Below are 20,642 nucleotides of genomic sequence, written 5' to 3' on the forward strand. Positions count from 1 at the left end.
GACCGGATCGTATTCCTGTCGCGGCTGTCGTTGTGACGCGGACTGTCCAGGTTCGAAAAGAAGATCATTGACGCAGTGCCTCGATCAAGCTGTCGACGCTGCGGAAATGTTCCGCCCATGTCGGCTCACGGAATCGCCGGATTCGAGCGAGTTGTGCGTTCCGCTCGGCACTGTTGTCACGGCTGTATGATTCGATCCGAGAGATCCACCCAGGGCCGTCGAGCGGGTCGAGATAGTCCGGGATATCGTCGGCAATTTCGCGAAATACCGCAAGATCGCTGGCGATGACTGGTGCGCGCGCAGCAAGTGCCTCGGCCAACGGCATTCCGTACCCTTCGACGAACGACGGGAACAGTAATGCTCGTGCGTGTTGGAGCCATTGATCGAGTTTCTCGTCGGAACAATTGTTTTCTTCTACGACTGTCTGACGAAGCCAATTGCAACGATCAAGCATATCGACCACGTTCTCGCATTCCCAGCCTCTGCGTCCAATCACAACGAGCTTTGGTGTGGCCGTTCCGTATTTTTCCGTAAGCTGGCGCCACAGATGCAGCACGAACCAATGGTTCTTGCGTGGTTCGATGGTGCCGAGCATGACGAAATAGGGGCTGTCCAGAAGCGGTGTGAGTGGCTTGGTGCTGCGGGCAAATCCCGTCGCGAGAGGAGCAACGACACTGGCAGGAAGTGGGATTCCTGCTTGGTTCGCCTCGGTTGCCATGGAGGTCAAGGTGGCTTGGGAATTGGCGATGAGTCCATCGGCATGGGCGAAGGCTGTATGCATGCGTCGGCGATGAATGGCGTCGACACCCGGCCGGCAGTATTCAGGGTGGGTAAGCGGAATGAGATCGTGCACCATAAATACTGTACGAATTCGACGTCTTTTCATCGATTCGTAGTAACGCCGGTATTCCAGACCGCTGTGGCTGGTGTGCAACAGGATGCCGTCGGTCACAGGCTTTTCCCATGGATGCTGTAGCACTGCCCGGACGATCAGGTTGCGGATAGCACGCCGATTGCGATTCGTAATCGTCAGCCACGAAAATACACGCTGCGAATCCTTTTGATTTAGGATGGTGACGAATCCTCGCTCACTCAGAACGGCTCGAGCGCTTGCACCGTATCGCTCGATGTAGGCAAGACCGACCCGGTCGATCCCGGTAGGGACGAGGCCGGCGTAAAGCCGGTCGACGAGGCGCGTGACGTCCAGGAGAATCGTCGGCACTGAAATGGTGACAAGTAGAAGAAGAAAAACGATAGCCTGAACAGGTAAGTTCGGCCGGATCTTTATTGGATGTGTGCCATTTTACTCGACAACATGCGACAATCTCCGCTGATTTTTTAGACCATCAGCGTAATAAATGTCCCGTCCGTATCTCGGCTCCACTCTGTCCGCTTTCATGTTGACGGCGGCATTCCTTACGGGTTGCTCCAGCATCCCGACATCGGGGCCTAGCCGGTCCCAGATTCAGCAGGTACCGCAGTCCGCGAATCCAAGTGGAATCCAGATCGTGGACGTGACGGATGCCGTCGCGCGCCAGCTGTTCAGTGAGCGACGAACGTCGGATTTTGCCAATGTGCTCGGTGGCGGTACACGGTTCAGCGAACAATTGGGTGTCGGCGACACGATTGAAGTCTCGATCTGGGAGGCGCCGCCCGCAACACTTTTCGGCGCTGGCCAGCAAGTGAGCGGCGCTGTAGCGGCCGCGACGAATGCGCGGGTAACGGTATTGCCGGAACAAGTGATCGATGGTGACGGCACGATCAACATTCCGTTTGCGGGGCAGATGAGGGCGGTCGGGCGTACGCCCGCACAGCTGCAGCGTGACATCGCCACCCGGTTGAAGAACATCGCACATGATCCGCAGGTACTCGTCAGACTGTCGCGCAACGTTACTTCGTATGTGACCGTTGTCGGGGACGTCGCGAGCAGCAATCGCATGCAGCTCAGTGCGCGCGGCGAGCGCGTACTCGATGCGTTGGCGTCCGCTGGCGGGGTCCGGCAACCGGTTGACAAGATCACGATCCAAATTACGCGTGGTGACAAAGTCGCGTCGCAGCCGCTCGAAACGATCATCAAGGACCCACGTCAGAACGTTTCGCTGCGGGCCGGCGATGTGGTAACGGCTTTGTATCAACCGTTCAGCTTTACCGCGCTGGGTGCCACGGGCAAGAATGAAGAAGTCAATTTTGAGGCCCAAGGTATCACGCTTGCTCAGGCTCTGGCGCGTGCCGGCGGTCTACAGGACACACGTTCGGATGCGCAGGGCGTGTTCATCTTCCGGCTTGAGGATGCGAATGCGCTGCAGTGGCCTGACCAGCCCGTGCGTACGACGATCGGAGGGAAGGTCCCTGTCGTGTACCGGATCAATCTGAGAGACCCTAACTCGTTCTTCGTCGCACAGAGCTTCATGATCGACAACAAGGATTTACTCTATGTGTCGAATGCGCCGGTTGCTGAGTTGCAGAAGTTTTTGAATGTCGTGTTCTCGGTTGCTTACCCGATTGTCAACGGAGTGCAATCGTTCAAGTAAGAACAATGTTGGGGGCGGTTTAGATGGGCGCGCACACGATTTTGGGGCGGGACCACGCGTTCTCGTCCTCCGTGTGTTTTCATTACTCAAACTAACTACGTCGAATGCGCGATCTGGAGTCGAGCGCCGCGTTGCGTGACGCGGGCGCGTCGCTTAGGGTTCACTATTCCGAAAGGATTCTGCCGATTTGGCGCGGACCGGGCTTCAACCCGGAGTTGCAGCTACCGTTCGAAGCTGTTTCTCCTCGTGATCACAGTCCGTTGCCTCCCGCTCGGTATCGGGCGATGGCATGTGCGAGGCAGCTCTTTATATTCTCGCAGGCTGGCGACATGGTACATGCTGAGCGGCTGTTCGATTCGCTGCGGCGCTATTTCGAGGACCGGCGACACGGTGGCTGGTTTTACAGCGTGGACATCAACGGCAAACCGAAGGAGCGCGAAAAGGATTTGTATACGCACGCGTTCGTAATCTTCGCCACCGCTGAATATGTGCGTCGGTCAGGGTCGCGGGAGGCCCTTGCCGTGCTGGAGCGAACTGCAGAACTGGTCGATACGCGCTTTGCAGTGGGTGAGCAGGTACCCGGCTTGCTAAATGCGACGATGTCCGAGGACTTTTCGGGCGTCGTCGGCACACCCTTGCAGAACCCGCTAATGCATCTGACGGAGGCTTGGCTTGCCGCCGGGGCGACAACCGGTTCCGACGAGTTTGATAAGCGCCTGCACGTACTCGCGACCGCAATCTCAAGCACTTTTGTCGAGCCGACGACCGGCTGCATCGCAGAATTGCCTGTCGGTAGTGCAGGCAATCGACTCGAACCGGGGCATCAGTTCGAGTGGTATTTTTTGGCGGTCGGTAGTGCACATCCGGCGTTCGTCACGTCCGGATTGCATGCGTCGCTTTCTTCTGCGTTTGAGTTCGCGTGTCGGTATGGCGTTGATCCCGATACCGGTGGTGTCTCCGCAGCGGTCGATGAACAGGGCGGGGTGCTCGATGCGACCCAACGCATCTGGGCGCAAACCGAGTACTTGCGCGCGCTTGCGGCTCACGATTCGATCGAGGGCGAGGCGTTGTTGCGGCGGGACATTGAGCGTTTTCGCAGCCGCTTCCTGCATTCGCAAGGCTGGCACGAGTGCTTGTCGCCGCGAGGTGCAGTCGTGAGAGCGGAAATGCCTTCAACGACGCCTTATCATCTGGCGACGGCTTTTGCAGCACTCCCGTAACGCAGCCTGGATCGCCCATGGTTGGCTGTGTTCCCGAACATATCGCAAACAACAATATGAGCCTGAATCTTTCAAACGCGGCAGTCCTCGTTGCTGGCGACGTGATGCTAGACCGCTACTGGTTCGGTGATACCACGCGCATTTCTCCTGAAGCACCGGTACCGGTAGTGCATGTGTCGAAGGTCCACAGTACAGCTGGCGGTGCGGCGAATGTCGCGGTCAATATCGCGAATCTCGGTGCGACGAGCAGCCTGATTTCCGTGATCGGCACCGATGCGGCGGGGCAGGATTTGCTCGAGGTGCTGCAGGCGACCCGGGTTCGATGTGAGTTTCTACGCGACGCAAACTTTCAGACCACGGTCAAACTACGTGTGCTGGCGCGTGGCCAGCAGGTCGTACGCGCTGATTTCGAACAGAAGCCGGATCACGAGTTGCTGCTTCCGATCGTCGATCTCTTCGACGCGCACCTTGACGCGCATCAGGCAGTGGTGTTTTCGGATTACGGCAAAGGCGGACTGTCGCATTTGCTCGACATGATGCGCATTGCACGCGAGCGCGACAAGATCATCCTCGTGGATCCCAAGGGGACGGATTATTCTGCCTATCGTGGAGCGACTCTCCTGACGCCTAATCGGGACGAGTTCGCACAGGTTGCCGGCAGGTGGTCCTCCGAGGAGGATTTTGAGCAGAGAGCATTTGCTCTGTGCGCAAATCTCGACCTGCGTGCGTTGCTCGTCACCCGTTCAGAAGAAGGAATGAGCCTCTTCGTCGACGGGCATCACACAAAAATCAGCGCGCAGGCGCGCGAGGTGTACGACGTGTCAGGTGCGGGCGATACGGTAATCGCCACGCTGGCAGTAGCACTTGCGAACGGGTACACACTTGTGGATGCTGCGCGTCTTGCGAATCGGGCCGCAGGCGTAGTTGTGGGCAAGGTCGGCACCGCTCCCATTACACTCGACGAACTGGTTCGTGCCTAACGAGTGTGGAGATGCTTGGATTCGTATGCATCGCTTGGTATGACATGTGCCGTCCAAACGATGTACACGGTCCTCAACTCATTCAGCGAGCTTCGTGATGTGACCGGATCGGATCAGTAAACGCCGTCCGGCCTGATTTTTTCGATTACGCATTCGATCTCGTAAGGTCCTTCCGCGTGCTGCTCCGGCGGTAGATAAAGATCCGCGGTCCGGAACCGCTCGCGCAAATGGGCGATTCGATATGTACCGCGCGGAATGGAGGACTCGATTTCGTGGAGCAGGCGTGCTGCTGTATAGAAACGGCGATGATCTGCGTTGAATGCTGACGGTGGCGAACGCCGGCGCTCATATGCGTCCATCAGTGGAACAAACAAAATGAGCGTGCCATCGTAATCGAGCGCTCTCATGCATTCGCGAAGAAAATAACCATAGTCCGCGACGTGCTCCAGTAGATGTGATGCATGAATTGTGCCTAACGAGCCATTTTCATATGGAAGATTGCGGCCATCGTAGCCTGGCGTGTCTATATCAAGCCCGTGCGCTTCCTCGAAGATTGGGGTGGAGTCAGCGGCCCCTTTGTAGCCGACGTCGATCACAATGCCGGGGCGAACGAATCGCTCCCAGAAACCCTCCGCCGTGCGTTGATCGAACAGTCTGGTGGGTTCGCCCTGTAATCGGCTCGACTTCACCAGCTTGATGCGACGTGCAAAATTGTCCATTTGTCCGAGTACCCATCGTTGTATTAAGAGGCTCGTCAAACTTTTCCATTGAAGGGCTACTTTATTGGAGAGCCTGTCACGTTTGCAGCCGGCAACGATGGAATTTACAAGAACGCTGAATGGGGCATGACAGCAGTCTAATGATCGGAAGTATAACGTGCGACGGTGACGCACGCATTTCATCGCCCGTCGCTGCTCAGTTGCTAAGCAGCGACGGGCATCGAAAATTCGGAAACTGCTCTGGTCAACCCGGACTTGAACTAGCACCCCGGCATGTGCCGGTTATCTTCTGGTGTGCTCGTTCAGCGAAAGTCGACCCGACGATAGACGTCGATAGTGTGTTTCGCGCAATTGGACCAACTACGTCGAGATGAAATCTCAAGGCCTCGTGAGCGAGCATTGGTGCGCCAGGTATCGTCGGTCAGGATGTGCTCGATTCCGTCGCGCAGGGCTTCATGATGATCGGGGTCGGTAAGATAGGCTGCACCGTCGGCAACTTCTGGAAGCGACGACCGATTTGAGCAAAGGGAAGGGATGCCGCTGGCGAGCGCTTCCAGTAACGGCAGCCCATAGCCTTCGTAAACTGATGGAAAGGCAAACGCCCGTGCGCCAGCGTATAGTACCGGCAGTATCGCTTCGGGCACGAACCCGAGGTAGCGCAGCCATCCTTCTTGTTCGCCCTTGGCGATTGCTGCTTTCAGAGATTCATTGAGCCATCCGTCGCTGCCTGCGAGTACCAGCGGATACCGGGCGCGAAGGTCGGCTGGAATATCGCGATAAGCGGTCAGCAGGCGGTCGATACGTTTACGCGGTTCTAGCGTCGAGACACACAGTGTATAAGTGCCGGGGCCCAAGTTCAGGGGCCGCAGCGCAATGAGAAGTTCTTCGGTGGTACGGGGATGAAATTCGGGGGCTACACCCAGTTCGACAGCCGAGATCGACTGTTCCGGCCACCCAAAATATTCAATGATCTCATTTCTGGTGGCGCGAGAATCCGTGATCAGGTGGCGCGCTCGGGCGAGCGTCGAGGAGAATTGCGATTCGAACTGCCGGATGCGTGCGGCCGGGTGAGTTTCCGGATACTTAAAAACGGACAGATCATGAACGGTGACCACGCCTTGTTCGATGAATGAGGGTAGAAAATAGTTCGGAGAATGAAATAGACTGCGTGATGTCCGGTGCTTGACGGACCATGTGTGCCATGCTTTCGCCAGAGGCCTGAAGAAGCGTCTGCGACGTGGTTCGCCGGCCGTTGCAGCAAGAAGATTCATGGGGTTTGCAACCCAGCGATCGCCATACAGAAAGCGGACACTTTCCAAGTCGGGAGAGCGGTGATAGTGGGTCGCCAACTCCCATGCATAGCGTCCAATCCCAGTAAGTGGCGGACGGATGGCGTCGACTGACAGGACGACGTTCATTCGTCGCGCTCCAGCATCCAGTTCAGTGTATCTTTCAGCGGAATCGCATTCAATGAACCGACTAGCGTCTCAAGGCGCGCCTTACTGCCGACCAGACGATGAACCTCGTTGGATCGAACAAACGCCGGATTAATCCGAATCTCCGGGGCATACCCGGTAAGTGTCCGCATTGTATCGAGGATATCTTCAAGAGAATGTCCGATTCCAGAGCACACGTTGACGACCTGACCGCATATCTCGTGTTCCACAAGCTTTCGGTAAGCGCTAGCGACTATGCGTACGTCGGAAAAGTCTCTCACAACGTTGATGTTGCCCAATTCGATGACCGACGCGCGCCGCCTGAAATGGTCGACGATCTTGGGAAGCAGGAATGCCACTGACTGACCGACGCCGGTGTAGTTGAATGGACGCACGATCGTGATAGGGAGCTTGTCCATCCAGAGCGCAGCCATGTGTTCCATCGCCAGCTTACTCACGGCATAGTCGTTGGCGGGACTCGGCAGAACCGTTTCATCCACCGGATCACGTGCAGCGTTACCGTAGATGTTTGCACTGCTTGCGAGAAGAACGGACGTAGGAACGTGTGAAGATCTGGCCAATGCATCGAGAAGATTGCGCGTGCCGATCACGTTGGTTCGATACATACCGTCGGCGTCACCGTGCGCAACGAATGCGATCGCGGCGAGATGGACGACGACGTCCGGGCGTTCGCGTGCAATCACGTCAATTGTTTGTTCGCGGTCCAGCAGATCGCAAGCGAACGTTGGCCATAAGCCTGCTTCTTGAGCCCCGTGAGCCGTGCCGCATACGATATAGCCGGCCTTCTCCAGTTCGGCTGCGACATATCGACCAGTAAAGCCGGCGATACCGGTGACGAGTGCTTTGCGTGTCATGTTATTCCGCAGAAGTGACAGTGACTTCGACATATCCAGTTCGGAACCCTCGCTCTTCGAACCAGTAAATACCTTCTTGGAGCATCGTGAGTTCCAGAATGTACCGGCCAGGCAATTCCGGGGCTTCGATCCAGGCGTCCGCTGATGTCCGGGTACGAGGAGGAATGCCGCCATCGGGCAGTGAAGAACGCGCGCCGTCGAAGACGGCTATCTCGCCGTTATCGCGCCGCCAGTGGTATGCAATCTTGACCGGACGGAATTTGTCGCCGATCCATATCGAGTCGCTCTCATTCCAGATGTGCACAGGAACGCATTTACGCTTTCCGCTAACGATTTCGAGTGTTGTGATATCGGTGCTGATCGAGCCCTGAGGACGCTGGACGACAATATCGTCCTGAACAGACCCGACCCGACTGACGGACAGCTCGGTAGGCAGGTACATGTAGCCCATGTGCGGAATCGGTACGTCCCGATAGACTCTAAATTCGCACGCATGGTCTTGCCAGAACAGTTCGTTCAAGTGTCCCGGCAATCGCTCGGTAAACGAGAATCCTGCGAAATAGTTTCCTTCCGGCAAAATGGCCGCGACCTTGAAGCTCAATCGATATGAGCCTGCTTCTGCGTTCAGCAGCGGTGTGCCGATCTGCGTGCTGTTAATGCTGAACGCGCAGCTGTCATGCTCGTCCATCAGCGAGAGGGTAATCTCGAGATCCTCAATCGGGCGCGTAAGCAGGAACTCGATATCGAAGGTCATCGCTACGCCATGACGAACCCGAGTTCCGTTTTGTAGTGAAATGGACGCTACGCTGACATCCGGGGTGTTGAGCATTCGAGGCATGGGTTCGTCGAACTTTTGCCATCCAGGAAGCGGCAGGGTAGGTGCGGCCGGTTCAGGCACCGACCACTGTCGACGAAATTCGGATAGGTGACTGTAGAACTCCAGGTCCAGCCGGTTGAGTTCGACCAGACGCTCGCGCAGCGTATCGCTGATTTCGGTTGCCTTAGGGCGTGTGCTCGTGACGTTGACTTTTCCAAGTCGCTCAGGCGGCTCGATACCTACAAGACGTGCGACATCGCGCATGAATTCCGACATGTGCTCATACATGCCAACCACTTCGTAGCGGCTGATCGTAGCGAGCGCACAGGCAAGTTTGGTCTGGTCGTTATCCGACGGGTGGCCGGCCACCTTGGAGAAATGTTCTACGTACGGAGAGCGTACGGAATCGAAGAATTCCGGCGTCGCCTCTTCGCCTTCTGATTCGAGGAATTTCCGTGCACCTTCGATCAGCGGGCGCGTTTCCGAGTCTTCAGGAACGTTGTTGATCAGAAAATAGATCCACGAGATCGCGCGATCAAGTGGTTCACGAAGCAGCGTGATGTACTGGTAGCGCGGATCGAGTTGCTCTCCGTGACGGAAAATCACATGCGCAGAGATGATGGAATATCGACCGCCATATTGTCGGACGAGGGCAGCATGCTCGCCGACGAGATTGGTCGTCACGCACCCGCTGCCGAGCGATCTGGCGAGCCAGTTATTGATCGCCTGGCCCGCGGTTTTGGGCAGATGGTCGAAAATGACTCGCCCCGGGAATGCTTTGGTCTCTTGCAACGTGCGCTCCATCATCGCATCAGAACGAAAACCCGGACTCGTTACGACGAATGTCGGCTTCGACCATCATCTGGCACAGTTGCTCCAGCGAAGTCTCCGGTTTCCAACCGAGCAGATTGCTTGCCTTTTGCGGATCGCCAATGAGCAGGTCGACTTCGGCCGGGCGGTAGAATTTGGGGTTGACTCGCACGAGCGTTGCACCGCTTGCCCGATCAATGCCGATTTCCCTTTCGCCGGCACCTTCCCATTCGAGATCGAAACCAGCAGCCTTACCGGCCATCGTGACGAAGTCGCGAACGGTTTCGGTACGATTCGTGGCCAATACATAGGTGTCGGGTTCGTCGACCTGCAGCATCTTCCACATGCCACGCACATATTCCTTTGCGTATCCCCAGTCACGTTTCGCATCGAGGTTGCCGAGTTCGAGCACGTCTTGCTTGCCGAGCCTGATCTTCGCGATTGTATCGGTGATCTTTCGAGTGACGAATTCACGACCGCGCAACGGCGATTCGTGATTGAAGAGAATGCCGCTGCAACCGAAGATGCCGTAGCTTTCGCGATAATTCACCGTGATCCAGTGTGCGTAAAGTTTGGCTACGCCGTACGGGCTGCGTGGATAGAACGGTGTCGATTCCACTTGTGGAATGGCCTGTACCTTGCCGAACATTTCCGAGGTGCTCGCCTGATAGAAACGAATCGCAGGGTTCACGATACGAATTGCTTCCAACAAATTCAGCGGGCCGATCCCGGTAATCTCTGCGGTTGTGACGGGCTGATCGAACGACACACCTACGAAGCTTTGAGCGGCGAGGTTGTACACCTCGGTTGCCTGCGACGACTGGAGCAGGCGGATCGACGCACTCAAATCGGTGAGATCGTATTCGACCAGGTGTAAATTGGGGTGGTTCGTGATACCCAACTCGCCGATTCGCCAGAAATTGACCGAGCTCGTACGCCGATAGGTGCCATAAACCTGATATCCGTGTTCGAGCAGAAACTCGGCGAGATATGCCCCGTCTTGCCCGGTAATTCCCGTGATAATTGCACTTTTCATGGTCGTTTTCATTTGAGATTTTCGTTTGATGATGTGTCAGGTCGTCGACCGACAGACGCACGTCGACATCATGCGGCGACGCCTGCAGTAGTTGGCGGTGCGCGGAATTTACGTTGTCGCCATCACGTCATGCGTCGTTTCGATGCAAAAGCCGCGAACGGCGAGAGCCAGATAGCGTTCGTCGCCGTTCCCGGGTTGCTTGGCGTCGGGAAGTGCGATTGAAAGCTGATTCTTTCCGACGCGCAGATTGCTGACCGGCAGGCGTAGCTCGAGATGCGCCCCTTCCTGAACCCCTTCGAATACCGATATACCGTTCAAGGCGAGCTTGACGCGCTGGGCCCCGAGCGTATCGAACAGAAGCGTGAGAACGCCGGATTCCGGCATCGTTTCCGCACATTCGAAGGTCAAGTTGGAGTGTCTTCCGTTGGTCCAGCGGAACAGCGCCTCCGCATCGCTGAATCCGTGCCAGTCCACCAGAATCGAGTGGTGGTCGACCGACTTGTTCGGATAGACGAAATCGATGCTTGGCGGTGGCGCATAGTCGGGATGGTTGTGCGCGATGTATGTCGCGATATTTGCCAGATCGACGTCCCCGCCTGGCGGAATAAGTGTAGCGAGAGACGCGACCAGTTCATCGACAATTGCTACGCTGCTGCGCTGAATCGCAACTGGCGAGATGCGCAATTCGTTGGGCACGGCGGTCAGCGTGTCGAAGTTTTCAAGTGCCTCGACGACCTGATTGCCGACGTCGCTGACCTGAATGTCGTTAAGGCAGAACAGCGAATATGCGCAGTCGGATCGTTTGGCTCCGTGGCAGGGCGCGCATTGGGCCTCGCGATGTATCACGAAGCTTTGATGAAATTGTGGCGCCCATTCGGAGCTCAACTCATGCCCGGAATAGATGCCGATTACGATAAGGCCGAGATAGGATGCGAGGTGCACGCCACCGGAATTATTGGCAACACATACCGCATTTTCTGACAGAGAGGTAGTGAGCTCGTCGAAATTCAACCCAAGATGGATTGCGACCCGGTCATCGGTGGGGAAACCAAATTCATCCGCTTCGGCTGCATTGGCAAAGTATAGGTTGATGCGCTTGACTAGCGGTTGCTTGAGAAGTTGCCGAACGAGCGATTCATAGTTCGGGGCAGCCCATTCGCGCGCGTCGTTACCGGCCTTCGGGAAGATGGCGATATGCCCTGAATTGGGACGAATACCCCGACGCAGATCGGGGAGCGAAATGTAGTCGTTGATGTCGCCGGGGATTGAGTCGACCACGGTGATCATCTGCTTCGATATCGACGTCTTGTTCAGTACCGAGGCCCGCGAAGGAATGTCCGGGAACGTGCGAATGGCGACATCGAGTCTACTGTCGATATCCGTGTCGGTTGTTTCATACCCCACCTTGACGCCGGCCTTTACGCGTGCCAGCAGGAAGCGGGCATCGCGTTGGCGGCGAAGGTCGATCGCGATGTCATAGCGTGGCAGGGACTTTAGCAGGGCATCGAGCTTCTCTTCCGTGATGGACGGAAGCTCAGACGATTTCCGCTTGAAATAGTCATACGTGTGAATCTTGTCGAACAAGCCGGTCTGGGCCGCAATGGGAGCGTTCCAGCCGCCGGTAATGACCTCGATGTGCGCGTTCGGGTATCGCGCGCGCAACTTGGCAAATGCCGGAATTGCGAGAATGAAGTCACCGAGATGGTCGAGCTTGATAGCGAGGATTTTGAGCTGACGATTTTCAAAGATCGAGGTCTTCTCGACGCTGAGGTTCGGCGACGTCGATACGCCATGGTTCCGGGAGAAGTCCCGCAAGGCGGCCAGAGCCCGACGAGCACTGTCGTCCCATGAAAACTTGCGATACTGTGCCTTACCATGGGCGATCAGGCGATTCCTGAATTTCTTGTCGCTCAAGGCGAGCTTCATCTTGGCGCTGATCGAATCGACCGACTCCGGATCGAATAAGGCGTCCTTCAGGCCGATCACTTCTGGCAGGCTCGTGGCATTTGCCGCGATAACGGGCGCGCCACACGCCATTGCCTCAAGAGGAGGCAGGCCGAAGCCTTCATGCAGAGACGGGAACACGAACAGCGAGCACGTGTTGTACAGCTTCAGCAATTCTTCGTCCGCTATATAGCCAGTGAACAGCAGTTCATTCTCGCTCAGCCCGTTGCTGAGAGCAGTGCGTTTGTACTCGTGTACGTTGCCTTCGGGCATCTTGCCTGCGAATACGAGCTGATGTGTCTGACGGATGCGTCCCGGGAGCTTTGCATATGCCGTAATGAGGCGATGCAGATTCTTCCGTTCGTCCGCTCCACCGGTGTACATGACGAACGAGTTGCGAATTCCCATGGAGGCAAGGAATTCCCCCCGTTCGGCGTTTGTCAGCTGCAGGATGCGGAACGATTCGTCGCAGGCCCCCGAAATGTTGACGACGTCGCGCTCGGCGAAATCGAGTGCGTCGAGTGCTTCGCGACGCGCACTTTCCGAAATGGCGAGCAGTTTTCGACTGCGATTCAGCGAAGCAATTTTGCGGTTGTACCATGTCTGGTGCAACTTGCTGTTACGGAAGTGCTCATCAGGATTGATCAGCGGAATGAGGTCGTAGAGGATGACCGCCGTCGGGATGTTGTCGTTGAGCACCCCGACGCTACCGATTGCGTCGTCGCCGAGCCCTTCGAACAGACTGGTGATCAACACGGCGTCAGGTCTCAGATCGGCGAGAAACGCCTCACGGACTCGTTCTGCAATTTCGCGACGCAGATGGTTCTCCGATTCGAGTTCACGAACAGGACCGGCGGAATTCCAGACCCTGATGTTGCTATCGGGTAGCAAGCCGGAGAATTCCTCCCGGATCGGCTCGATGGTTTCCGGAAACAGAGCACTCAGGGCAAGCACGATTTCATGCTCGCCCTTGTTTCGAACCATGGCCTTTGCGAGTGCGAGCGTGTAGCGACCGATGCCGCGGAAGCGGCTTCCGGTCTGTGCGCCCTGCATATCGATAACGATGCGCATTAGTTTGCCCCGTCGTGTTTTGATTGATCAATCGCGCGCGAGAGATTTGCGTAGATTCGTTTTGCCGCGAGGCTCATATTTGCCAACTGCCGGGAGTCGTGCGGATGTTCAGGCATCGGCGCGCTGGATGTCTGTCGGTCACCGACGATCAATGCATCAAGTTCGTGTTGAAGGTCCGAACTCGGGACTGCGGTCGACGATGACGCCGTGTGCCGATCCGAAACGTGCACTTGAGCAACGATTTGCCGAATAGCGTCAAAGGCATGCATTGATTGGTGACGGTATTCGTCAAGCGTCGCCTGCAAGGTCTCACTGACACGGTCGAGTCGATCGAATCGCAAATGGCATTCAGATTCGAGGCGCGTGATCTGTCGTCCCACGCGGTCGAGTTCCGATTCAAGACGATTGATTTGACGCGCGGCACGACGATCGCCCGTAAAAAGGCGTTTGTACCACCGATTGGCGCTGCGTTTGCGCGCCAGTATCAGAGATACGCCAGGCAACTCGGGCCTTCCATTGGATCGGGCTTCGGGCGATGTCGCAATTTGTGCGATCAGATCACTCTTCTCGTACCCTTGCCGAAGTCTTCCGAGGTAGTAGCGCAAGCCCTCGATGTCGGGCTCCCGGCCTAACAAGGCGCGATAGGCCGCTTGTACAAAAGCGCCTTCGTGCATGTCAAGAAGCTGATCCACGTGCTCGATTGTGTCCATAGCCGTTGTTGTGCGAAATTGGGCAGACTGATCTTGCCCTCGATGTGAATTTGAATCCGACATGCCGCTAAGATCTGCCGGTTGCTTCAGTGCAACCGGGGCGACAGAAGGCATTGTGTCGTCGGGCTGCCGGATACCCAGGTCGGGGGGCGGCGGCACGTAGGATGACGGCGACCACTGATCGCGCCACCCCAGTAGGATGCGGAGTGGCGTTGACAGTCTCCAGATCGGACTGCGCTGCATTCGGTCGATCTCGGCGGCGATGATGCCAGCTTGGGACACCTGTACCTGAAGATGCGAATGCAATGTCGCTCGGAAGGCGCGTTCATGCTCGAATTGCTGGACCAGCTCGGCCAAGCGACGTTCCATCTCCTTGTGCTCGCTTGCCTGTTCGGTAAGTTTGTCGTGGAGACGTTGTTCCCGTTCGGCTGCAAGACGGAGATTGTCGAGCAGTTGTTTGATGAAGCCCTCGCTTTGCTCACTGCGCAATTGCGATTCGTGAGACATATTGGCGAGAGCTGTGTCGTGTCGCTGGACGAGTGCGGCCATGCGCGCGTCCGAGTGTTGCCGTGCTTCCTCAAGCGTCTGGGCGAATTCGCGCTCACGCTGATTCGACTGAGTGAGAAGCGCCAGCGTTTCGTCGCGTAGTACAGCGGCCTGCTTGCGAAGCTCATCGGCAAGCCGCTGTTGGGATAGCAGTTCGGCGCTCATTTTTTGAACGGTCAGATCGGCTGCTCTCCTGGCTTCGGCATCGACGATTCGTTGCTCGCCGAGTGTTGCGATCTCGGCCTGCAATTGCTCGATGCGTTGCAGCAGTGCATGTTCTCGCCGGGATGCAACGCGATCCTTGATCCGTGCCGCCCGTGAAGACTGCTCAAGCTCATTTCTCGCGGCGAGCCGTGTATTGTCGATTTCTATCGTGAGCTGATCCAGCGACTGCTGGGTGGCCGTCAGCCGTGCCTGGAGCGCCTGTTCGCGCGTCGCAATGGCGTTGCGGTCGGCAGTCATTCTCTCGACCGCGTCAGAGAGCACCTTTACTTCGGTCGCATGGGTGGCAACAAACTGCTCATGTCGCGCATCGTGCTCCCTGCGGGCGTGCTGGATAGCTTGCCGAAGTTCGTCGGCGGCGTTTTGCCTGAACGTTGACTGATCGGCGACAAGATCCCGGATGGTCTGCTGAAGTTCAATTAGCGTTTGACCGAGGATGCGCTCGCGCTCGACGAATTGCATTTCGCGGTCCGCTGCAGATTCGGCTTGTCTCTGCAGATCGGCTTTCGCGTGCGCTTCAATGGCATCCCGTTCAAGGCGAAGTTGCTCAAGCGAAGTACGTGCATCGTCGAGTGCACGATTGAATTCCTGTTCACGAGCCGCGAAGGCAGCTGCCTGGCTCGCTTTGGTATGTGACAAGTGTTCCAGTTCGGCGCGAATATGCCGCTCGGCCGTCCTGAGTTCTCCGAGTGATGCATTGGCTGCCTCGAGTGCTTGCGATAGCTCTCCTTCACGTTCTGCGGCGCGAATGCCTTGATCTGCGATCTCTCTCGCAGCGCTTGCCAGCTCGGATGCTTGTCGAGCTTCGGTGTCCTTGAGCCGCGCGATTGTTTGCTGGTGTTCGGTCGCATGCCGATGTCGGTTTGCTCGGCAAAACGGCGTGTCTTCCGCAAGATTGAACGAGTCGAACACGTTAGGAGGCGCACGAAATGCCTGCCGCAACTCGGGATGTGCTGCACTGATGTAGTAGCGGTTCAGTCCATCGAAGTAAACGGGCTCGTAGTCCCGCTGCAGCATTAGCGATTCCCAACTGCTGTGGGCTTCGTCCGTTGTTAACGGCAGCGTGCTTTCAAGCAGCACGATCCAGGGGCGGGCCCGATGATTTGTCCACCCTTCGAGAACCTGGCGTTCGAACCCTTCAACGTCGATCTTCATCCAGTGAATATCGCGTTGGCCAATTTGGTCGAAAAGGTCGGACAACGTGAGGCACGGAACTTCGATCTGCTCGACCGTGAAGCCCTGGCTGCGATGCCGTTCCGCGATCACCGCGTCTGCGGTGGACAGACCGGTTTCCGGAATTTCGTAAAGCGTCAGAACGCCGGCCTTGGCGGCGAGTGCAGCCTGCAGGATTGTTTCGTCGCGGCGCTCTCGTCGCAGTAGCGTTGCGTATGCGACGGTAGGCTCGATGTGAACGCCTCTCCACCCGTGCTCATAGAACGCTTTGCTTACCGAATCAATGGTCGGATGCTGCGCACCGACATCGACATAAAAGCCGTTTTCGACGAAGCCCAGCGCTCGCCAGAGCATGACATCCTCGAAATTCTGGGCGTATGACGTAATGCTCATGCTGCAACTGCCACGGTAGTGAGGCAAACATTCTTCATCGTGATGCGAAATCGGTGTCGGTTTCTGAGTCGGGCTGGAAGGTGCGTAACAGATAACTCTGCCACGAGTCGCTATCCTATTATGTTTCTTAAATCCTGGCGATTATTCCGGTATCCTTGGCCAGCCTCGGATCCGATCCGTTGATTTTTTACTGGACCGTCATTCATTCCTGATGCGAATGATTTTGTCGCGATGATCTGGTGGGGGATTTGCCGATCCGATCTACTCCGCGATTATATTTTTCAGAAAGTTGGCGCTCTCTTGCCACGTCAGAGGTGTCGCGGGGGACGGCAATGTTCCACTTTGCATTCTTTCAAACCAGTGCCTAAGCACGTTAGCGAGTTCGAGACGATTTTTCGCCGAGAAGTAGGTGGCGTGTTCGCCGGCGACCTCACGGAATACTGGCAGGTCGCGAGCGAGGATCGGCATCTGATTGCGCGCGGCCTCGATCAGAGGGAGTCCAAACCCCTCGCCTTCGGAGGCCATGATCAATCCATCGAGCGTACGATACAGGTTAGCCAGCTGTGTGTCGTCGAGGTCTGGTAGCCAGAAGAGCCGCGTGCCGGCTTCAGGATGGGTACGTAGGCGTTCAGCAAGCACATCGACATGCCACCCCTGCTTACCGACGACGACTAATCCGACGCTGTAATCTTGCTCCCAGAGCACCTCGTATGCATCCAGCACCGCGGCGTACCCTTTGCGAGGCTCGACCGTGCCGACCATTAGTGCCCAGCGGGTGGGCGGATGGCTGCCGGCGATACTGACTGGTGCAGACAAGCTGGCAGGGTGCTCTTCGGGGACGAGATCGGTGCCGAGATGGAACCACCGGATCGCGGGACCTGCGTCGGTCAACCCTAGTTTGCCTGCCAGCCAGCGCTCGAGATCACTAGCGACAGCTTGGGAAATGCACACGAGCAAGTCTGCATGTATGGCAATCGTCGTGAGCCAACGGCGAAAAGACTTGCGTCCCTTCGGCGTGAACCAGTCCGGATTAAGGGCGGGTAGAAGGTCGTACACGATGAATGCAAATCGGACGCCGCGAGCTTGCCAGTCGAGATACTGATTACGTCGACGTGGCGCGATTCTGCTGCAGAGGTCGAGGCCCAAGAACATGTCGCCTTCGTTAACTTGTACTTCCGCCCCCGCAGGGTGCGGAAGCCGGATGCCGAATCGCGCGGCGCACTCGATTGCATATCGATAAACGTCGCTACGGGTTGCCTTGACCGGGACGACTTCGATGCCCGATGGTGGCGAGACGGCAAGCTCTTGTAGCAGCGATCGGACGACACGCTGTATACCGGTCCCGGCGTCGTGGTTTGCCAGAATCGATACGTCGATTAGCAGGCGGCGTCGCTTCACGGTGTCATGTTGCTTCGGTCTGACGGCGGCGACGGCGCGGCGCGCTGTTAATGTCCAGCGAGGTATGCCGAAGATGGCGATGGACTGCCAGGCTGATGCGCGGAACGTACTGGACCTGACGCGAGCGGGGCAGTGATTTACCATTGGATTTCAGTTCGCACTGTTCTGATAAAACGCATACGCGTCATCGATCTGCTCGAACGAGTGCAACTTGCCCTGTGCGAGCACGGCGGCCCGGTCACAGTGTTCCCGGATGTATCCGGCATCGTGGCTGACGATGATGAGCGCGCGATCGCGGCGGCGTTCGAACAACTCGTGATGGCATTTCGCGTGGAAACGGCTGTCGCCCACGGCAATAATCTCGTCGATCAGGAAACATTCGAATTCGATTGCCATCGAGATGGCGAATGCAAGCCTGGCCCGCATCCCCGCAGAGTAGCTCTTGACAGGTTCGCGAAGGTAGTAACCAAGCTCGGAGAATTCCTGTACGAACGGCTCAGCCGCCTTCGCATCGGCGCCGTATACACGGCAAATGAAGCGCAGATTGTCCATGCCGGTCAGGCTGCCCTGAAATGCACCGCCGAAGGCGAGCGGCCACGAGACACTCATGTTGCGGCGGATCTTTCCCTCGGTGGGCAGTTCGGCACCACTGATCAGGCGGATCATCGTGGATTTACCTGCCCCATTTCTGCCGAGAATGCCGATCTTTTCTCCGGCATGGACGCGGAGATTGATCTTGTCAAGCACGCGGCGCTTGCCTTGCCGGGTGTGGTAGTCCTTACAGATGTCTTTGAGGTCGATCATTCCGGCTCCACGCGTGTGCCGGCATCTCGGACAAGAAGCAATCCGACCAGAAGCAGGGTCATATCAAACCAGACCATGTAGCTGATGTCGTAGTGGGGTTTGACGAGTGAACCGAAATAGCCGCCACGAAGCATTTCGGTTCCATGCACGGTGGGCAAAAGCAAGACGATCTTTTGGAACTGAGATGGCAGCCAGTCGACCATGAATACCGCCCCGGACAACGGAAACAGCAAATACGCAATTGTGTGCCAGACCCGTTCGATGGTCTCGCTTCGTTCACTGAGCGCTCCGACGACCAACCCAAGGCCAGTGCCGAACAGTGCAAGATGGATCCAGCCACCAAGCACGAGCAGAATGTCTTGCGGAGGTTGCATCAAGCCGATAACGATGAAGAGCGTCGTAAGAAACACAAACGACATGGTTGCTCCGGCGACTTCGAGCAGGATGCGTGCAAAGAATAGGTCGATTACCCGGACGTTGCGATGGTATAGCAGCGCTTGATTGGGCAAGATCGCAAGCGCGCAGCGATTGGCGCAATTGCGCCAAATCAGCACCGACGAATATCCGGTGATCGCGAACGATGTGATCGGCAAGGTGGAGCCGTGCGTCGCCTTCATTGCCGTCCAGAGTCCGAGAACGCCCAGCGTGAACATCATCGGTTCGAAGAAAACCCACAGGAAGCCGATGTTGTGTCGTCCGTAGCGGGTGAGAATTTCACGCATCAGCAGCGCGCCTATGACACGCAACTGAATTTGGAACGATCGGATGAGGGGGGTGTCGTGATGCACGATCAGTGGCTCAGTCGTGATGCTCGCGTACGCCTGCAAGCAGCAGGCTCAACACTCCCCAAGCGATCATCCCGAGGGCGAATACTTCGAAAATCGACTTCAGGCGCTTGGGTTCGATGGCTACATCTGGCGTATTCGGTTGCACCAGGCGTTCCAGATAGAGTTGCTTTTTCTCCGCCTCGGCCTTTGCGTTCTCTAGATTGGTGAGTGCAGATGCAAGTTGCTTCTCTGCGAATTGAGCATCGAGTTGAAGTCGTGCGTAGCGGGCCGCCTTGTCTGAAAGGGAGTTTTTGCTGCCGACCACGCCGCCCGTCGTGCCTTCGATTTGCTTTTGCAGGGCCGCAATGTTCGTACGGAGAACTGGAATCTGCGGATTTTTGGGAGCAATGGCTTCTAGTTGTAGCAATTGCGCCTGTGCCGCGTACAACTGGCTTTGTAGACCTGCGACCTGCTGCAGTTGCAGGGCAGATTGTCTCTCGGGATCGAAGACAGCGTAGCTGTTGCGGTACGCGGCGAGCGAAGCCGCCGTGTCCTTTGATTTGGCCGCAGCGATGTCGACTTGCTGCTGGGCAAAGCTCACGGTATCGTTCGCCGCACGTTGGTTCATGCGGTTGATCAGACGCTCGCTTAGTGTCAGCAGGCTCTCGTTGATCTGAGCAGCATCCTTAGCCGAGTACGCGCGTACCTGAAGCGTTGTGATTGACGTTGCGGAGTCGAATTCAACGCTGACAACGTGCTTTCCATAGTATTTCCAGAGTGCTTCGAAGCTGTTATCGAAGAACCGATGGAAGCGACTGACAAAGTCACCGTGATTGCCATATGCATCAGCGATGTAGTTGCCGTGGTTAAGCTCGGTTAACGCATCGCGGGACTGAATATAGTCGATGACCGGATAGGTGTCGTCCTGAGCCCTGGAAAATCCGGTGCCTTGGAGCAGCATGCCGACAAGACTGGTTTGGCTTTGTCGTTGCGGGCTGCGTACCACGAATCGGGACTCCGATACGTATATATCGGAAGCAACGAGTCCGTAATACAGGGTGGCGATGGCAGTGGGCAGTACCACGGTGAGCGCGAAGAGTCTATTGATTCCGCGGAGCCGATCGCGCAGACTTTTCTTTACGTGCGCCGACGATGATGTCGTGATGCCAGTTGCGTTTTCCAACTTATTT

General features: G+C 56.7%; 15 protein-coding genes. 3 read left to right on the forward strand and 12 right to left on the reverse strand.

Features of this window, described 5'->3' with window-relative positions; genetic code table 11:
• Nucleotides 1-64 precede the first annotated feature (64 nt).
• Complete coding sequence (locus tag MMB92_RS07805; protein ID WP_212268259.1) at nucleotides 65-1,222, reverse strand: glycosyltransferase family 1 protein; 1,158 nt, start codon at nucleotides 1,220-1,222, stop codon at nucleotides 65-67.
• Nucleotides 1,223-1,358: 136 nt separating this feature from the next.
• On the opposite strand from MMB92_RS07805, the gene MMB92_RS07810 reads away from it, so the two are divergent.
• The 3 genes from MMB92_RS07810 to rfaE1 all read left to right on the forward strand — a co-directional run bounded on the left by MMB92_RS07810 (nucleotide 1,359) and on the right by rfaE1 (nucleotide 4,731).
• A complete protein-coding gene (locus tag MMB92_RS07810) occupies nucleotides 1,359-2,531 on the forward strand; it encodes a polysaccharide biosynthesis/export family protein (RefSeq protein ID WP_062884094.1) in 1,173 nt (390 codons plus the stop codon).
• Nucleotides 2,532-2,644: 113 nt separating this feature from the next.
• Nucleotides 2,645-3,751 (forward strand): AGE family epimerase/isomerase, encoded by a 1,107-nt coding sequence (locus tag MMB92_RS07815; protein ID WP_062884733.1) that lies wholly within the window; start codon nucleotides 2,645-2,647, stop codon nucleotides 3,749-3,751.
• 56 nt (nucleotides 3,752-3,807) lie between these two features.
• Nucleotides 3,808-4,731 (forward strand): D-glycero-beta-D-manno-heptose-7-phosphate kinase, encoded by a 924-nt coding sequence (gene rfaE1, locus MMB92_RS07820; RefSeq protein ID WP_080465483.1) that lies wholly within the window; start codon nucleotides 3,808-3,810, stop codon nucleotides 4,729-4,731.
• A gap of 113 nt (nucleotides 4,732-4,844) precedes the next feature.
• Here the strand turns inward: rfaE1 and MMB92_RS07825 are convergent, their stop codons facing one another.
• The 11 genes from MMB92_RS07825 to MMB92_RS07875 form a co-directional block, all read right to left on the reverse strand.
• On the reverse strand, nucleotides 4,845-5,450 hold the full coding sequence (locus tag MMB92_RS07825) for a methyltransferase domain-containing protein (RefSeq protein WP_062884092.1): 606 nt from the start codon (nucleotides 5,448-5,450) through the stop codon (nucleotides 4,845-4,847).
• A 302-nt stretch (nucleotides 5,451-5,752) separates the two neighbouring features.
• A complete protein-coding gene (locus MMB92_RS07830) occupies nucleotides 5,753-6,868 on the reverse strand; it encodes a glycosyltransferase family 1 protein (protein WP_277562626.1) in 1,116 nt (371 codons plus the stop codon).
• On the reverse strand, nucleotides 6,865-7,761 hold the full coding sequence (locus MMB92_RS07835) for an NAD-dependent epimerase/dehydratase family protein (RefSeq protein ID WP_212268263.1): 897 nt from the start codon (nucleotides 7,759-7,761) through the stop codon (nucleotides 6,865-6,867). Before MMB92_RS07835 ends, MMB92_RS07830 begins: the two co-directional genes overlap by 4 nt.
• A gap of 1 nt (nucleotide 7,762) precedes the next feature.
• Nucleotides 7,763-9,370 (reverse strand): sulfotransferase family 2 domain-containing protein, encoded by a 1,608-nt coding sequence (locus MMB92_RS07840; RefSeq protein ID WP_196217734.1) that lies wholly within the window; start codon nucleotides 9,368-9,370, stop codon nucleotides 7,763-7,765.
• Between the two features lie 19 nt (nucleotides 9,371-9,389).
• Nucleotides 9,390-10,424: a GDP-mannose 4,6-dehydratase gene (gene gmd, locus MMB92_RS07845; protein WP_062884732.1), complete on the reverse strand. Its 1,035-nt coding sequence runs from the start codon at nucleotides 10,422-10,424 to the stop codon at nucleotides 9,390-9,392.
• Nucleotides 10,425-10,532: 108 nt separating this feature from the next.
• The gene (locus tag MMB92_RS07850; protein ID WP_062884089.1) at nucleotides 10,533-13,439 is read right to left on the reverse strand and encodes a glycosyltransferase; all 2,907 of its coding nucleotides are present in this window, start codon (nucleotides 13,437-13,439) and stop codon (nucleotides 10,533-10,535) included.
• The gene (locus MMB92_RS07855; RefSeq protein ID WP_062884088.1) at nucleotides 13,439-16,483 is read right to left on the reverse strand and encodes an FkbM family methyltransferase; all 3,045 of its coding nucleotides are present in this window, start codon (nucleotides 16,481-16,483) and stop codon (nucleotides 13,439-13,441) included. Before MMB92_RS07855 ends, MMB92_RS07850 begins: the two co-directional genes overlap by 1 nt.
• A gap of 261 nt (nucleotides 16,484-16,744) precedes the next feature.
• Nucleotides 16,745-17,881 carry a glycosyltransferase family 1 protein gene (locus MMB92_RS07860; RefSeq protein ID WP_230391243.1) on the reverse strand — a complete coding sequence of 379 codons (1,137 nt, stop codon included), beginning with the start codon at nucleotides 17,879-17,881 and terminating at the stop codon, nucleotides 16,745-16,747.
• Between the two features lie 150 nt (nucleotides 17,882-18,031).
• The gene (locus MMB92_RS07865) at nucleotides 18,032-18,685 is read right to left on the reverse strand and encodes an ABC transporter ATP-binding protein (protein WP_062884086.1); all 654 of its coding nucleotides are present in this window, start codon (nucleotides 18,683-18,685) and stop codon (nucleotides 18,032-18,034) included.
• On the reverse strand, nucleotides 18,682-19,476 hold the full coding sequence (locus MMB92_RS07870; RefSeq protein WP_196217736.1) for an ABC transporter permease: 795 nt from the start codon (nucleotides 19,474-19,476) through the stop codon (nucleotides 18,682-18,684). The genes MMB92_RS07865 and MMB92_RS07870 overlap by 4 nt, the downstream gene beginning before the upstream one ends.
• 7 nt (nucleotides 19,477-19,483) lie before the next feature.
• Complete coding sequence (locus tag MMB92_RS07875) at nucleotides 19,484-20,617, reverse strand: hypothetical protein (protein WP_249216115.1); 1,134 nt, start codon at nucleotides 20,615-20,617, stop codon at nucleotides 19,484-19,486.
• Nucleotides 20,618-20,642 lie beyond the last annotated feature (25 nt).

The organism is Burkholderia sp. IO2 (assembly GCF_029522185.1).
GTDB classification, from domain to species: Bacteria; Pseudomonadota; Gammaproteobacteria; order Burkholderiales; family Burkholderiaceae; genus Burkholderia; species Burkholderia cenocepacia.

Coding starts and splice junctions, on each gene's coding strand:
- MMB92_RS07810 (WP_062884094.1), top strand. CDS start 1,359: ATGTCCCGTCCGTATCTCGGCTCCACTCTGTCCGCTTTCATGTTGACG.
- rfaE1 (WP_080465483.1), top strand. CDS start 3,808: ATGAGCCTGAATCTTTCAAACGCGGCAGTCCTCGTTGCTGGCGACGTG.
- MMB92_RS07825 (WP_062884092.1), bottom strand. CDS start 5,450: ATGGACAATTTTGCACGTCGCATCAAGCTGGTGAAGTCGAGCCGATTA.
- MMB92_RS07830 (WP_277562626.1), bottom strand. CDS start 6,868: ATGAACGTCGTCCTGTCAGTCGACGCCATCCGTCCGCCACTTACTGGG.
- MMB92_RS07835 (WP_212268263.1), bottom strand. CDS start 7,761: ATGACACGCAAAGCACTCGTCACCGGTATCGCCGGCTTTACTGGTCGA.
- gmd (WP_062884732.1), bottom strand. CDS start 10,424: ATGAAAAGTGCAATTATCACGGGAATTACCGGGCAAGACGGGGCATAT.
- MMB92_RS07850 (WP_062884089.1), bottom strand. CDS start 13,439: ATGCGCATCGTTATCGATATGCAGGGCGCACAGACCGGAAGCCGCTTC.
- MMB92_RS07855 (WP_062884088.1), bottom strand. CDS start 16,483: ATGAGCATTACGTCATACGCCCAGAATTTCGAGGATGTCATGCTCTGG.
- MMB92_RS07865 (WP_062884086.1), bottom strand. CDS start 18,685: ATGATCGACCTCAAAGACATCTGTAAGGACTACCACACCCGGCAAGGC.